The organism is Flavobacterium gillisiae (genome assembly GCF_900107635.1).
Classification (GTDB): domain Bacteria; phylum Bacteroidota; class Bacteroidia; order Flavobacteriales; family Flavobacteriaceae; genus Flavobacterium; species Flavobacterium gillisiae.
Genome location: NZ_FNRD01000001.1, coordinates 665,499 through 681,872, shown reverse-complemented (window position 1 = coordinate 681,872; position 16,374 = coordinate 665,499). Strand labels below are relative to the sequence as shown.

Annotated in this window: 9 protein-coding genes; 1 reads left to right on the top strand and 8 read right to left on the bottom strand. The window is 35.3% G+C overall.

Annotation, left to right across the window (positions count from 1 at the left end; translation table 11 throughout):
* Positions 1–87: 87 nt before the first annotated feature.
* Positions 88–1,041: a prolipoprotein diacylglyceryl transferase gene (gene lgt / locus BLV35_RS03090; protein ID WP_091084528.1), complete on the top strand. Its 954-nt coding sequence runs from the start codon at positions 88–90 to the stop codon at positions 1,039–1,041.
* A gap of 70 nt (positions 1,042–1,111) precedes the next feature.
* Here the strand turns inward: lgt and BLV35_RS03085 are convergent, their stop codons facing one another.
* The 8 genes from BLV35_RS03085 to BLV35_RS03050 all read right to left on the bottom strand — a co-directional run bounded on the left by BLV35_RS03085 (position 1,112) and on the right by BLV35_RS03050 (position 16,155).
* Positions 1,112–3,283 carry a T9SS type B sorting domain-containing protein gene (locus BLV35_RS03085; RefSeq protein ID WP_091084526.1) on the bottom strand — a complete coding sequence of 724 codons (2,172 nt, stop codon included), beginning with the start codon at positions 3,281–3,283 and terminating at the stop codon, positions 1,112–1,114.
* Between the two features lie 540 nt (positions 3,284–3,823).
* Positions 3,824–6,793: a protein translocase subunit SecDF gene (gene secDF, locus BLV35_RS03080; RefSeq protein ID WP_091084523.1), complete on the bottom strand. Its 2,970-nt coding sequence runs from the start codon at positions 6,791–6,793 to the stop codon at positions 3,824–3,826.
* Between the two features lie 224 nt (positions 6,794–7,017).
* Positions 7,018–7,953: a malate dehydrogenase gene (gene mdh, locus BLV35_RS03075; protein WP_091084520.1), complete on the bottom strand. Its 936-nt coding sequence runs from the start codon at positions 7,951–7,953 to the stop codon at positions 7,018–7,020.
* 46 nt (positions 7,954–7,999) lie between these two features.
* Complete coding sequence (gene gyrB, locus BLV35_RS03070; protein WP_091084517.1) at positions 8,000–9,943, bottom strand: DNA topoisomerase (ATP-hydrolyzing) subunit B; 1,944 nt, start codon at positions 9,941–9,943, stop codon at positions 8,000–8,002.
* A 180-nt stretch (positions 9,944–10,123) separates the two neighbouring features.
* Entirely contained in the window at positions 10,124–11,740 is a 1,617-nt protein-coding gene (gene asnB, locus BLV35_RS03065; RefSeq protein WP_091084513.1) for an asparagine synthase B, read from the bottom strand.
* A gap of 186 nt (positions 11,741–11,926) precedes the next feature.
* Complete coding sequence (locus BLV35_RS03060; protein WP_091084507.1) at positions 11,927–13,552, bottom strand: amidohydrolase; 1,626 nt, start codon at positions 13,550–13,552, stop codon at positions 11,927–11,929.
* A gap of 245 nt (positions 13,553–13,797) precedes the next feature.
* Entirely contained in the window at positions 13,798–15,474 is a 1,677-nt protein-coding gene (asnB, locus tag BLV35_RS03055) for an asparagine synthase B (protein ID WP_091084504.1), read from the bottom strand.
* Positions 15,475–15,705: 231 nt separating this feature from the next.
* Complete coding sequence (locus BLV35_RS03050) at positions 15,706–16,155, bottom strand: hypothetical protein (protein WP_091084502.1); 450 nt, start codon at positions 16,153–16,155, stop codon at positions 15,706–15,708.
* Positions 16,156–16,374: the final 219 nt, after the last annotated feature.

Here is a 16,374-nt window from a genome sequence, read left to right as displayed (position 1 = left end):
TTAAATAGCACAAGAAAATAAGGCATAACTTCAATATACTATTGAAACTCAAAACAAAAAATGTATTTTTACATCAAATAAAAAATAATGACACACGCTTTAAACATAGTTTGGAACCCATCAGAAGGTATTGATTTAGGTTTTTTTATAATCCGTTTCTACAGTCTAATGTTTGTAATTGCATTTGGACTGGGTTGGTACATCATGAAAAACATATTTGAACGCGAAGGCGAATCCATTGAGAAACTAGATTCTCTTTTTATATGGACTGTTCTTGCTACCTTACTAGGAGCCCGTTTAGGTCACGTATTTTTTTACGACTGGGAATATTTTCGTAATCATTTAATCGAAATTCTTTTACCAATTAGAGAAAATATTAATGGTGAATTATTTGGCTTTATTTCTGGTTGGGAATTTACAGGATTTCAAGGGCTAGCAAGTCATGGTGCTGCGATCTCAATTATTATCGCAATGTATTACTTTAGTAAAAAAGTACTACAAAGACCGCTGCTTTGGATTTTAGACCGAGTGGTAATTGCAGTTGCGAGTGGTGCTATTTTTGTAAGGTTGGGTAATTTTTTCAATTCTGAAATTATAGGAAAACAGACAAGTTCCCCTTTTGGAATAAAATTTATACGTGATCAATTTAGTCCTAGAGATGCCGTAAATGCAACACAAATACCAACTCCAAATGAAGCTTATCAAGCGATTGCAACTAATCCACAGTTTGCTAATTTACTAGAACAAGTTCCTGCCAGACACCCAGCTCAATTGTATGAAGCATTTTGTTATGTTTTTGTTTTTGCGATATTATTTTTCTTGTATTGGAAAACAGAAGCCAGACAAAAATCTGGATTTTTATTCGGACTTTTTCTAGCACTATTATTTTCCGTACGTATCGTTGTAGAATTTGTGAAAGAAAGTCAAGGTGGATTTGAAAGCTCCTTAGGATTACTTTCTACAGGTCAATGGCTAAGTATCCCATTTATTCTTATCGGGCTATATTTTATTTTTACAGCGGAAAAACCGGTAAAGATATAAGTCATAATTTTAAAGTAAATTTCGAATATACCATAAAAAAAAGCTTCCAAATTAGGAAGCTTTTTTTATCTTATCTCTTTAACGAGAAGTGAGATTTAAATTTCTTAAGTATGTCATTTTCTCTATATTCGACAACGAACCAATAATCATTTCCTGGCATTGGACGGCCGTTATAAGTACCGTCCCAACCTATACCGTCTGGCGTAATCTCTTTTAGTAATTTACCATATCGGTCAAATATGTGAATCTTAGAACCCACGTCATCTTGTAGCTCAAATATATTCCATCTGTCATTATAACCATCTGCATTAGGGGTAAAGTACTTTGGATACCCAATCACAAGAATGTTTGTTCTTACTATTGGCAGACTACACCCACCTTCATCGATAACGGTAACCGTATGATATCCCGAGGAAACATATTCAAATATAGGACTCTCTTGAAATGGCCCGTCATCCAATCGATATAGATACTTACCACCTGATCCTATCGCTATTATAGTTACCACTTGATTTTCGGCAAAAGCCTCAGTAACGGTCCACTGAAAGTCTGTTAAAGTGTTAGATGGTATTACGGTGACAACTATAGTTTCTGGGTTAGCACATTGATTTGAGTCTGGCGTAAAAATATACGAACCAGTATTCATGTTATTAACTATAGCTGGAGACCAAGTCCCTTTAATTCCGTTAGGAGATGTCGTTTGTAAGACAGGAGGAACGCTACCTGAACAAATTGAAAAAGAGTTAAATCCAGGACTAATTCGAGGGTTAACAGTAACATTCAATGTTTGGTTTGTGGCGCATTGATTCGCATTAGGGGTGAAGACATAACTTCCGCTTGCCGTATTACTAATTGTAGCTGGTGCCCAGGTTCCTGATACTCCATTTGGAGAAGCCACGTTATTGTCTAAAATAGGCGCTGTCGTTCCTTCACAAAAAGAAGCTATAGCAGGAAAATTAGGAACTGTCCTAGGTGTAATTGTAACAGGAAGAGTTTGCTTAGTAGCACATTGACCGGCAGTAGGTGTAAAAACATAGGAACTGCTTGTGGTATTATTTATGACTGCAGGTGCCCATGTACCTGTAATTCCATTAGGTGAAGCAGTAGCTAAAACCGGCACTGGATTTCCGGTGCAGATAGCACCAATTGAAGCAAAATTAGGAGCAACATTTGCTTGAACTGTTATTGTAGCAGTCGTTTTTGTTGCAACTACACATTGCCCTGCATTAGCTGTAAAAGTATAGGTAACGGGTCCTAAAACTGAAGTATTAACTGTGCTAGGACTCCAAGTTCCTGATATTGATGGCGTATTGTTAGAATTTAAAGGAAGAACAGGTGCCGTAGCATTCTGACAAACGGTGGTCGGAATGGTTGTAAAAGTTGGTGTTGCTCTTGGCGTTATGACTACGGGAAGCGTTTGTGTGGTGGCACATGGAAATGCAGTAGGATTTGGAGTAAATACGTAACTACCGCTTGCGGTGTTACTAACCGTTGCGGGAGACCAGGTTCCTGTAATCCCATTTGGCGATGTATTTGCTAATACAGGAGCAGGATCTCCAGAGCAAATAGGAGCAATTTGGGCAAAATTAGGATTTGAATTATTTACACAAGTTGTTTTGCAAGAATAAACCTCTGGAGTTACGCAAGTTTTTGCTCCCATTGCAGTAAGAGTAAATTCTACTGTTTGTCCTTCAGACAGACCTGTAACAGTAAAATTAGAAGGAGACGTATGTGTTCCTGTTACTGGCGTGCCTCCTGAAATACTGTAGCTATAAGTATAACTTGCCTGTCCAGTATTTGAAAAATCGAACTTGATCGAATTTGGCGTTACTGTTTGACAGTACAAATCCAATTTTTGATTAACATATACATATATTGCTGTCCTAGGAGAACTTTCAACTCCACCAATTTCTTGTGTCACATAAAATATAATTGGACTACCTCCTGTTGCTGGTGTACTTGTAGATGGCGTGGGAGCATTGGTTGAAAAAGTACCTCCGGTGGCATCATTACCATACCATCTTAATGTTCCACCTGTAGAAGCTGTTGCGGACAAAGGAACTGCAGACTCATTTAAACAATAATATAGAAATTGTGGAGTTGGAGTTGGCGGAGGAGTAGCCAATACACTTATACCGTGCCTTAAAGTCTCCATTTCAGAAGCACTATGTGCATGAAGCGCAATATTGGATAAACATACTACTAATAAAAGATAAAGAAATGACCTGTGCTTTTTTTTCATTATACTTTAAGGTTTAATTTAAATCAAAAATAAAATAGTCTTTTAAATCAATATTTAGTAAATATATAAAAATTGAGACTTTAATAAAATTAAAAAACTACTTATTGTCAGGAGTAATTGGGATACAACAGCGAATACTCCCTGTATTTCTTACAAAAACGAAAAATCACAATAGAAGCACAGTGATAAAATCCTCATTAAACATCAGAACACAACCTTCAATTAAGAGTATCAAAATCAAAATTCACCTTCTACAAGCTTGCATTAGAAACACGGCATAAATCAGTCAGACTTTAGCTAAAATATTATAAAATTTATACACAGTACCTAATGAAATTCTATTTTAAAACGCAAAAAAACTTTCGAAAACCATTTTGTTTAAGCGTTCCCTCATTACAGAGCAAACACTGTTAGAAAGACAATCTAAAATTGGTTTCGCTACATTAACGCTATTAAATTGAATCAAAAAAAACTAATTAAAAGTCAAAAAAAAAAGACCCAACTTACGTTGGGTCTTTTAAAGTTATATAAAAACAACTACTAACTTTCTTGATGTTGTTTTTCAATTAATTTTTTATCTTCTCTAGAGATTGTATCTACCAATACTGGGGTTGCAATAAATAACGAAGAATATGTTCCAACAATAATACCGATAAGCATTGCAAAGATAAATCCTCCAATAGATTCTCCTCCAAATACAAACATTATCGCCAATACACCAATCATCGTTAACGAAGTATTGATTGTTCTTGACATTGTTGAATTAATTGATTTATTTACGATTTCAGAAAAAGTACCTTTAGTGTTACCGTCTAAGAATTCACGAACCCTGTCAAATACAATTACAGTATCATTCATTGAATATCCAATAACAGTAAGGATCGCCGCGATAAAATGTTGGTCAATCTCCATACCGAAAGGCATAAACTTGTAGCATAAAGAATAAATCCCTAATACAAATATAACATCATGCGCTACAGCTGCGATTGCACCTAAACCATATTGCCATTTTCTAAAACTGATTAACAAATACAAGAATACAATTAGCATTGCTCCTAAAACTGCCCAGTATGCATTAGTTTTAATATCCTCAGCTACAGTAGGCCCTACTTTCGATGCTTGTACAACACCGTATTGTTTACCTGCGTATGCATTTACAAATTTATCATATGTTAAATCTGCAGAGAAATGTTGTTTTAAACTTTCAAACAACAATTTATTTACCTCTTGATCAGCCTCTACACCATGCTCTTCTACTTTATATTTAGTTGTGATTTTCAATTGATTATCATTACCAAATATTTTTACTTCAGCACTACCAAATACTTTAGTAAGTTCTTCTTTTACGATTCCCGCTTCAACTGGTTTTTCAAAACGCACTTGAAATGTTCTTCCTCCAACAAAATCAACACCTTGATCCAATTTATTTGTTGCCAATGATATAACGCTCACAACCACTACAATTGCTGAAAACAAATAAGCCCATTTTTTAACTTTTAAGAAATCAAAATTGAAATTTGTAAAAAAGTTTTTAGAGAAATTAGTTACGAAAGTCAAATCAGCTTTTTTACCAATGTTTTTATCGATAAAGATTCTTGCAATAAAGATTGAAGTAAACAATGATGTTACAATACCAATTAACAATGTAGTTGCAAAACCTTTTATTGGTCCAGAACCAAAAATAAACAATACAGCACCAATTAAGATGTGCGTAACATTTGCATCAACAATAGATCGCATTGCTCCTGTCCAACTATAAGAAGATTTTACTGCTTCATCCAGTGATTTACCATCACGTAATTCTTCTTTGGCTCTTTCATAGATAATAATATTAGCATCTACTGCCGTACCCATTGTCAAAACGATACCTGCAATACCAGGCAATGTAAGAACTGCTCCTAAACTTGCAAGGATTCCAAAAAGGAATAGTAAGTTAACTGCCAATGCAATATTAGCATACCAACCCGCTTTACCATAATAAACCATCATCCAAAGGGATACTAAAAGCAAACCTACAATAGCAGAGTTTGTACCATTATCGATAGCTTCTTGACCTAAGGATGGCCCTACTACTTCTGACTGAACTATATCAGCAGATGCAGGAAGTTTACCAGCTCTTAGTACGTTAGCTAAATCTTTAGTTTCTGTAACGTCAAACGATCCAGAGATTTCAGATCTACCACCTGAAATAGGTCCGCTAGATACACCTGGAGCAGAATATACGATATCATCAAGAACTATCGCGATATTGCTTTTTTGTGTGTATGCTCTACCTGTCAATTCTTCCCAAGCTTTTGCGCCTTGTCCGTTCATTTGCATAGAAACAGAAGGCTTTCCTAACTGGTCAAATGAATCTTTAGCGTCAGTTACAACTCCACCGCTCATCGCAGCGATATTGTCTCTGTTACCTTTCAAAGCATATAATTCTACTGCTTCAATATCTTTATCTTTAGCGTCTTTTATTGTTGTAAGTTTTCCCCAAACAAATTTCGCATAACGTTGATCTGCAGCTAATAAATTTTTAACATGTTGTCTTTTAAAATACCCATTTACTGTTGCAGTGTCTTTTGGAGAGAAAAGACCTAAAACTGGTCCACCACCTTGAGCAATAATTTTGTCAAGTAAAGGGTTGTTTCCTTTTTTAGAAACAGCTGAATCTTTCCCATCTGCTAATAAAGCACTCAAAGAATCTTTAACAACTGGTTTAGACTCCACTGTAGTAATTTCGGTTTTTTTCAATGCCTCATTTGCAGCCATTAAAAAATTACCCATTTCTTCAATTTTGTACGTTTCCCAGAACTCTAATTGAGCAGTACTTTGCAATAATTTTTTAATTCTATCTACATCTTTAGCACCAGGAAGCTCAACAAGGATTCTTCCAGACTCTCCTAATTTTTGAATGTTAGGTTGAGTAACTCCAAATTTATCAATTCTTTTTCTAAGTACTCCAAAAGCACTTTCTACAGATTCGTCAACTTTTCTTTTGATTACCTTTTCAACTTCTGCGTCAGTCATTTGAAAATCTACTCCACCTTCTCCTTGCAAACTTCTGTTTGCAAAAATATCTGGCGAAGCTAATTTTACAGTTCCTTTTGAATTTGCAGCAAAAGCATCAAAAAACTTATCTAAATAAGATTTGTTCCCCTCTAAATCAGCTGTAGCATCTGCTAAAGACTTGTTAAACACAGGGTTTTTAGAATTATTAGATAATCCTTTCAATATATCTTTAACAGAGATTTGAAGTATTACATTAATACCTCCTTCTAAGTCAAGACCTTTATTGATTTGCTTATCACTTACTTCATTGAAGGTGAAATTTGTAAATCCAAGGTTAAATACGCTTTCCTTACCTATGGAATCCAAATATTTTGTTTCTTTTTCAGAATTACCAGCAGCATAAGCTTTGGCATCATTTTTTACTTTGCTTGCGACAAAAGTGAAAGAAAGTTGGTAAATACTCACCAATGCAAATAGAATTGCGAAAAATTTAATAAGTCCTTTATTCTGCATTATTACTAAAAATTAATTATTTTATATTTATTTGTTTATTTTCAACCCTTATAAAAGAACCCTTGACCACGATTTCGATCCTAAAAAAGAAAATCAAGAATTATATTATTTTTTTTTAACCGAGCAAATATATAATTAAGGTTAAGATTAACCAATTTATTTATTAATTAATCTCAAAAAAAAGACTGCTAAAGTGCAGTCTTCTTTATTATATAAGATATTAATTAGGCTAAAATCGATTTAAGCGCATCGTTCATTGCTCGAACGGCAACTGCACTTTTAGCAAACACGGCCTTTTCCTTATCATTCAACTCAATTTCAATAATTTCTTCCACACCATTTTTACCGATTATACAAGGTACACCGATGCAAATATCATTTTGCTCGTATTCCCCTTCAACAAAAACAGAACAAGCAATCATTTTCTTTTGGTCATTCAAAATACTATCCACCAAATAAGCAACTGATGCTCCTGGCGCATACCAAGCTGACGTTCCTAAAAGACCTGTAAGCGTAGCTCCTCCAACCATAGTATCAGCAGCTACTTTTTCCAAAGCCTCTTCTGAAAGAAATTGAGAAACTGGAATTCCATTGTAAGATGCTAAGCGCGTCAAAGGAATCATTGTAGTATCACCATGTCCTCCTATAACCATTGCAGAAATATCATTAGCTGGTTTTCCCAAAGCCATTGACAAGTACGTTCTAAAACGAGAGCTATCAAGAGCTCCACCCATTCCTATAATTCTATTTTTTGGTAATCCAGTCGACTTCAAAGCCAAATATGTCATGGTATCCATTGGATTTGAAACCACTACTATGATAGCATTTGGTGAATGAACTAGTACATTTTCAACAACCGTTTTTACGATTCCTGCATTAATTCCTATCAATTCTTCACGAGTCATTCCTGGTTTTCTAGGAATCCCAGAAGTAATAACTACCACACTACTATCAGCGGTTTTAGAATAATCATTAGTAACACCAGAAACTCTGGTATTAAATCCTGTATTTGTAGCACATTGCATAATATCTAACGCTTTACCTTCGGCAAAACCTTCTTTAATATCTAATAATACTACTTCACTTGCAATTCCTCTATAAGAAATTACGTCTGCACAAGTTGCTCCTACATTTCCTGCTCCTACAATAGTAACTTTCATCTTTATATATGTGTTTCTGGTTAGTTAGTTGATTCTTATAATTTAGTTATGCATCAATATTCGCATAAACAGCATTCTTTTCAATAAATTCTCTTCTTGGTGGCACTTCATCTCCCATTAACATAGAGAAAACTCTGTCCGCTTCAGCTAAACTATCAATAGTTACCTGACGTAAGGTTCTGAAACTAGGATCCATCGTAGTTTCCCACAACTGCTCTGCATTCATTTCCCCAAGACCTTTGTAACGCTGAATACCTGCGCTACCACCCATTCTTTCATTGGCCTGATCGCGTTGAAGATCATTCCATGCATATTCTTTCTTATTTCCTTTTTTAACTAAATATAAAGGCGGCGCAGCTATATAAACATGCCCCTCTTCGATTAGTTCCTTCATGAATCTGAAGAAAAATGTTAATATTAAAGTAGAAATGTGGCTACCATCGACATCGGCATCACACATAATAATTACTTTATGGTAACGTAATTTCTCAATATTCAACGCTTTACTGTCTTCGGCTGTACCAATAGTAACTCCTAATGCAGTAAATATATTTCTAATCTCTTCGTTTTCAAAAACTTTGTGGTGCATTGCTTTCTCTACGTTCAAAATCTTACCACGTAATGGTAAAATAGCTTGAAAAGCTCGGTCCCGACCTTGTTTAGCCGTTCCCCCTGCCGAATCTCCCTCGACAAGATACACTTCGCATTTTGCAGGATCCTGCTCTGAACAATCAGATAATTTTCCTGGCAATCCACCACCACCCATTACGGTTTTACGCTGGACCATTTCACGTGCTTTTTTAGCGGCGTGACGTGCTTGTGCTGCAAGAATTACTTTTTGAACAATGATTCTAGCGTCATTTGGATTTTCTTCCAAATAAGCTTCAATCATATCACCTACCGCTTGACTTACTGGAGAAACAACTTCTCTATTTCCAAGCTTAGTTTTAGTTTGCCCTTCAAATTGTGGTTCCGCAACTTTTACAGATATAATAGCTGTAAGTCCCTCACGAAAATCATCCCCAGAGATGTCAAACTTTAATTTATCCAACATTCCTGAAGCATCCGCATATTTCTTTAGAGATCTAGTTAGACCAGTTCTAAAACCTTGCAAGTGCGTTCCTCCTTCGTGCGTATTAATATTGTTTACATAAGAAAATATATTCTCTGTATAACTTGTATTGTATATCAAAGCAACCTCAACCGGAATTTCTCCTTTTTCATTATCCATAGAAATAACGTGTGCAATAATAGGCTCACGGTTTCCGTCTAAGTAACGAATATATTCTTTTAAACCTTCATCAGAATGAAAAATTTCAGAAACAAAGTTCCCGTCTTTATCCAATTCTCTTTTATCTGTAAATGTAATTGTGATACCTTTATTAAGGTATGACAATTCACGCATACGGGCAGATAAAGTGTCATATGTAAAATCTGTAGTTTGCGTAAAAATAGTATTGTCAGGATAAAAAGTAACTATCGTTCCTCTTTTGGTCGTTTCCCCAATTTGTTTTACTGGATATAATGCTTTTCCTTTTTCATATTCTTGCTGGTACACTTTTCCATCACTACTATGAACCGTAGCCGTAAGATGATTTGATAGTGCATTCACTACCGAAACCCCAACACCGTGCAGTCCACCAGAAACTTTATAAGAATCTTTATCAAATTTTCCTCCAGCACCAATTTTAGTCATTACAACTTCTAATGCTGAAACTCCTTCTTTTTTATGAATTCCTACCGGAATACCACGACCATTATCTTCAACCGTAATAGATCCGTCTTCATTAATATCAACAGTAATGGTATCACAATGACCACCCATTGCCTCATCGATCGAGTTATCCACTACTTCATAAACTAAATGATGAAGTCCACGAACCCCCACATCTCCAATATACATCGATGGACGCATTCTTACATGCTCCATTCCTTCTAATGCCTGAATACTATCTGCTGAATAATTGTCCTTCTTGATTTCTTCGCTCATATGATTTATTCTAATAATGTAATTTCGTCTAACACGCAAATATATAAAAATGTAAACTATATAACCGTTAAAATAGCTTTTTAAGCTGTTAAGTTATTAACATATTGTTGATTTTTTCACATAAAAAAACGCTCTCAAAATAGAGAACGTTCTGCTTTTATAGAAAACTTAATTATTTTTTTAAATATTTACTCCAGCCTTAGCTATTTCAGTATCTGCCTTTACGTGTGCTGAATTTGCCCTTCCACTCGGATCTTGATTTTCCTGCCATTTTGGAATCCATTTTCTAACCGTTTGTGCCGCACTAACTTGCGGGTAATGTTTATGAAAAATAGATCGGTAAAAATAGGCTTCTTTAGTAATTGGAGAGTTGTATGGAAATTCCGCAACTGCTCCAGACAACTGTTCGTCAGTAACCTGAGAAGCGCAATACTCTATCAGTTGATCAATCCAGTTGTAACCTACCCCATCAGAAAACTGTTCTTTTTGTCTCCACAGCACCTCTGCAGGTAAATATGGATCTTCTGGAGTATCAAATGCTTTTCTTAATATGTATTTTTCTTTACCATCATACGTTTTAGGCTGTTTCTCTTCTGGCTTAATACGTACAGCTATTTCTAAGAATGCCTTATCTAAAAACGGTACCCTAGCCTCTAATCCATGAGCCATCGTAGATTTATCAGCTCTTAATAAATCGGCAGTAAATAATTTCTGAACCCTTTCAATCGTTTCTTTTTGGAATTCTACCGCCGAAGGCGCACTTCTAAAGTATAAATAGCCACCAAAAATCTCATCAGCACCTTCTCCTGACAACACTACTTTAACTCCTAAATCGCTGATTGCTTTTGATAAAAAATACATTGGCGTACTGGCTCTTATCGATGTTAAATCATAAGTTTCCAAATGCCAAATTAATTTATCTAATATTTTTATACCGTCTTCAACAGTAAAATAAATTTCATGATGTTCAGTACCCAAAAAATCAGCTACTTTTCTTGCTGCTATAGCATCTGGTGCATCTGCATCCAAACCAATAGAAAATGAATGAAGCTTCTTCCCTTGCTCCGCCAATAATCTTGAAGCAATTGCAGATGTTAATGACGAATCTAATCCTCCTGACAACAATACTCCAATAGGTACATCACTCATTAAACGTTTACGAGTAGCCTCAGTCAAAGTAGTTCGAATTAATTCTAAGTCTAAGTTTTGATCAGCCTTTTCATAATCTTCATAAACCGGTCTGTAATATTTCACAAAGCCTGTTTTTTGTGTATAATAATGTCCCGGAGGAAAAGTGGAAAATGTTTTACATTGGTCAGAAAGAGATTTCATTTCTGAAGCGAAATAAATCCTACCTCTTTCGTCTAAACCATAATACAGCGGCTTTACTCCTAACGGGTCTCGAGCAGCGATAAAATCATCTCCGTCTATTACAACAAAAGCAAAATCACCATCTATCTTATCACAAAAATCATATCCGAATTCCTCAAACAAATGAACAATCACTTCCGAATCTGATTTTGTTCTAAAAGTGTGTTCTTTCAAAATACCATCTCTAAGCGCTTGATGATTGTAAACTTCACCATTATGAACTACATAAGCAGTAGCACTTCCTTGAATAGGCTGTTTACCAGAATGTAAATCGATGATAGACAAACGTTCATGACTTAAAATAAACCCGTTTTCCATAACATGCAAATCACTTTCATCAGGGCCACGGTGTGACATCCTTTTTGAAAGCTCCTTTACCAGTGCCTCATCTTTTCCTTTTCCTATAATGGCCAATATTCCACACATAATTCTACTATTTTCTATATTTGATACCTCAAAGATGCGTTAGCGGTTACAAATACAAAACACAAGCTCATTATTTAGTTATACTTTCAAACCAAAAACAAGCAAATACATTAAAAATGAAATTAAAACAGACACAATCTGAAGTATTAGAATATAAATTGTAAATACTCCTTTTCAGCAGTTCGTTTATTTGACTTTCATTCCTTTTAAATAGGTATTCGAAGGCTTCATCCCTAAAATTTCACTGGTTTCTATTTTCATAATATCTTTATCATACATAACAAAGTCGGCCCATTTACCCACTTCTAGACTTCCTTTTTCTTTTTCTTCGAAATTAGAATAAGCAGCCCAAATTGTCATCCCTTTTATGGTTTCTTCTCGAGTCAAAGCATTTTCCATCTGAAAACCATCTCTAGGATATCCTCTACTGTCCTTTCTAGCAACTGCCGCATGAAAAGTCAACATGGGGTTCACCTCTTCAACAGGGAAATCAGTACCTAAGGCAATAACTCCTGCTTTTTGAAGTAATTTTTTATAAGCATAAGCATTCTTTAAACGCTCTTTTCCTAATCTCTGCCCTGCCCAATACATATCTGAAGTAGCATGCGTAGGTTGAACGGAAGGAATAATTCCCAATTTAAAATAATCAAAATCAGCCTCTTGCACAACTTGAGCATGCTCGATTTTCCAACGCCTGTCTTTTTTACCTTCTAAAGCCGCTTTATACACTTTTAATATTACTGTATTGGCAGAATCACCTATCGCATGAGTATTCAACTGAAAAGCGGAGGCCGCAATTCTATTGGCAATCACTTTCATATCAGGAATAGGAGTAATTAATGCGCCAAACTGCTCAGGACTGTCTGAATATGGCTTGTGCATACAGGCCCCACGAGAACCTAAGGCTCCGTCACCATACATTTTAAAAGAACGAACATCCAGATTATCGGTTTTGTAAATACCTTTTTTTAGATATAAATCCATGTTTTTTTGATTCACCGTAATCATTGCATAAACATTAAGCTTCATCGCTTTAGCCTTTTGTAAACTATCGATTAAATCAATCACCTGAGGATCTAAACCAGCATCATTTACCGTAGTCAATCCATATTCGAACATTATTTTTTCAGCGTCTAGCAGTGCCGTTATTTGTGTTTTCCTGCTCGGCTTTGGAATTATATTAAACACTAACTCCATTGGGTTATCAATTAAAATCCCCGTTGGTTCTCCATCTACAATTTCTATCTGTCCGCCAATTGTTTTTGTGTCTTTAGTGATATTGGCTAATGCCAAAACTTTACTATTCACGACTATCGCGTGACCATCAACTCTATTAAGCACTACGGGAATATTAGGGAAGTACTTGTCTAAAATTGCTTTAGACGGAAATTCTTTAACCTCCCAATCATTTTGGTCCCAACCATTTCCAACAATAAAATTAAGATTTTTCTTTTTTTGAAAAGCCTGAATACGGCTTATCACTTCACTCATACTTTTAGTACCACGTAAATCGACTTCTTGCAAACTAAGTCCATAACCGTAAAAATGACAGTGTGCATCAATTAGACCTGGATAGATAAACTTCCCCTTCGCATTGATGGTAGTATTAGATTTGAACTTATTACGTATCTCGTCATTTGTACCAATGGCAACTATTTTACCATCTTTAACAGCCATAGCCGTTGATCGGTCGAAAGAATTGTTTACAGTATATATCGTAGCATCAGTAATTATGGAATCGACAGCAGTTTTGTCCTTTTTTAAACAAGAAACAAGAGAGAATAAAGCAAGAATTAAAATATAGCGTTTCATATTGTGCGGTTTAGATAGGCTAATATAAAAAAGAAGAGCAAATAAAAAAACTACTCCCTGTTATTTAGATAGAACCCAAATTCTAAATTTCACTTTTTACTTCCATTTAATTGATACCAGCCTAGGCGCACAAGAAAAATCAGTCCGTAAAAAAAATAAAACATCTCCACTGGACACTAGTTTAAACAAAAAAACGCTCTCATAAATGAGAACGTTTCCTTCACTAATTATAAATAAACTTTAAACTACACTTTTGCATAAGCATCCGAATGCACATTAGCAACTGCTCTTCCAGAAGGATCATTCATGTTTTTGAAAGCCTCGTCCCATTCCAAAGCGATTTTTGTACTACATGCTACACTAGCTTCCTGAGGCACACATAAAGCCGCGGCATCACTTGGAAAATGTTCATGGAAAATAGAACGGTAATAATATTCTTCTTTAGATGTAGGTGTTTGCAACGGGAAACGGAATTTTGCATTTGCTAATTGCTCATCTGTCACCTCAACCGCTACCACTTCTTTCAATTTATCAATCCAACCATATCCTACTCCATCACTAAACTGCTCTTTTTGTCTCCAAGCAACACTTGGTGGCAACATCTCTTCAAAAGCTTTACGCACTACCCATTTTTCCATTGGATGTTCTTTGTTGATCATTTTATCTTGTGGGTTGATTCGCATGGCTACATCCATAAACTCTTTATCTAAGAATGGTACACGTCCTTCAATTCCCCAAGCAGCTAAACTTTTGTTTGCTCTTAAACAATCGTACATATGTAGTTTTCCTAATTTACGAACATTTTCTTCATGGAATTCACGTGCGTTTGGTGCCTTGTGAAAATATAAATACCCTCCAAAAAGTTCATCAGCTCCTTCACCAGACAACACCATTTTTATCCCCATTGATTTAATTACTCTTGCCATCAACCACATTGGAGTTGATGCTCTAATCGTAGTTACGTCATACGTTTCTAAGTTATAAATCACATCGCGTATCGCATCTAAACCTTCTTGAATTGTAAATTTAATTTCATGATGAATCGTTCCAATATGATCTGCTACAATTTGAGCTGCAGCTAAATCTGGCGAACCTTCAAGACCTACAGAAAAAGAGTGCAATTGTGGATACCAAGCATCAGTTGTATCTCCTGACTCAATACGTTTTTGCGCATATTTTTTGGCTATAGCCGAAGTAACCGAAGAATCCAATCCTCCTGAAAGCAATACTCCGTAAGGAACGTCACTCATCAATTGTCTATGAACCGCAGCTTCCAGTGCCTCTTTAATAGCAGGAATACTTGTTTCGTTGTCTTTTACAGCATCATAATCAGTCCACTCTCTTTTGTACCATTGTACAAACTCTCCATCTTTACTTGTCATATAATGTCCTGGGGGAAACAATTGGATTTTTGTACAATATCCTTCCAATGCTTTTAATTCTGAAGCTACATAAAAAGTTCCATGTTGATCCCAACCAATGTATAATGGAATAATCCCCATGTGATCACGTGCAATAAAATATTCATCTTTATCAACATCGTAAATAGCAAATCCAAAGATTCCATTCATTTCATCAATAAAATGAGGCCCTTTTTCTTTGTAAAGCGCTAGAATAACTTCGCAGTCACTTTCTGTTTGAAAGTTATATTTTCCTTCAAATTGTTTACGCAATTCTCTGTGGTTGTAAATCTCACCGTTTGCAGCCAAAATCAACTTTCCATCTTCACTAAATAAAGGTTGTTTACCAGAAGCTGGATCAACAATTGCCAAACGCTCATGAGACATAATTGCTTTTTCATCGCTGTAAATCCCGCTCCAGTCTGGTCCGCGGTGACGAATGATTTTAGACATTTCTAATACTTGCGGTCTTAAAACTTCCGCTTTTTGTTTTAGATCAAAGGCACATACTATTCCACACATAACTATATATTTTTAACTTTTTTATTTATTTTGATAAGGCAAAGATGCAATTACAGTTACAATTACAAAACACAAATAGCTTATTTGGTTATAAATATAAGTAATAATTAAAGATTATAGTAAAAACTGTAACTAAAAGAACAACGAGAAGAGTTTTCAAGTTGAAAACAGTAATTTCATAACGTCTTCCATAATCATAAAAGCATCCAAGAGGACTAAATAGAATGAATGCTATGCAATCTCCTCTATCAAATATTTTGTACTATTAATTTCAAATGTAAATCCTACTGCATTACCCATCAGTTTATTTCCCAAAGGCGATTGAGGAGACAACGCAATTACATTAACTCCTTCTATGTTAATTTTAGGCAGTGCTAAACTAAGGTATAAATATATTCCGTTTGCTTTCACTAAACTCCCTACCACTATGGTTCCAGCTATTTTAGAGGAATCGATTTTATCCAAGATTGCCTTTTGGGCAACGACCTCACGTAGTTTATTATTCAGTTTTTCCTGTTCGATATGCATCATGGATAACGCGGTCTCGTGCTTATCACCAGCAGAACCTTTGGCATCATTCTTAGAATCCTCGGTAAGCGCCACAATCATATCTCTAAAAACATCAATTCTGTCTTGAACGAGTTGTACGTAATGCTGATATATCTTTTGTTTGAAAGTCATAATTATAAATTTTAAATACGGCAAATGCAAATGAGTTTGGCACATTTCGCTTGAGAAGCAAGAGCACTATTTCACATTACAGCTACCAAAGTTATGTTATTATTGTAGAGTCTAACAACTTTTTTTAGAATCCTTTTCAGTATTTGTAGTGAGTTTTAATAGGAATTTCTAACTTTACATTTGATTCAAATACTAATTTCAACATATATAATTAAAACT

Bases quoted from the DNA above. Each gene is read 5' to 3' on its own strand.
- lgt (WP_091084528.1), top strand. From the start codon at position 88: ATGACACACGCTTTAAACATAGTTTGGAACCCATCAGAAGGTATTGAT.
- BLV35_RS03085 (WP_091084526.1), bottom strand. From the start codon at position 3,283: ATGAAAAAAAAGCACAGGTCATTTCTTTATCTTTTATTAGTAGTATGT.
- secDF (WP_091084523.1), bottom strand. From the start codon at position 6,793: ATGCAGAATAAAGGACTTATTAAATTTTTCGCAATTCTATTTGCATTG.
- mdh (WP_091084520.1), bottom strand. From the start codon at position 7,953: ATGAAAGTTACTATTGTAGGAGCAGGAAATGTAGGAGCAACTTGTGCA.
- gyrB (WP_091084517.1), bottom strand. From the start codon at position 9,943: ATGAGCGAAGAAATCAAGAAGGACAATTATTCAGCAGATAGTATTCAG.
- asnB (WP_091084513.1), bottom strand. From the start codon at position 11,740: ATGTGTGGAATATTGGCCATTATAGGAAAAGGAAAAGATGAGGCACTG.
- BLV35_RS03060 (WP_091084507.1), bottom strand. From the start codon at position 13,552: ATGAAACGCTATATTTTAATTCTTGCTTTATTCTCTCTTGTTTCTTGT.
- asnB (WP_091084504.1), bottom strand. From the start codon at position 15,474: ATGTGTGGAATAGTATGTGCCTTTGATCTAAAACAAAAAGCGGAAGTT.
- BLV35_RS03050 (WP_091084502.1), bottom strand. From the start codon at position 16,155: ATGACTTTCAAACAAAAGATATATCAGCATTACGTACAACTCGTTCAA.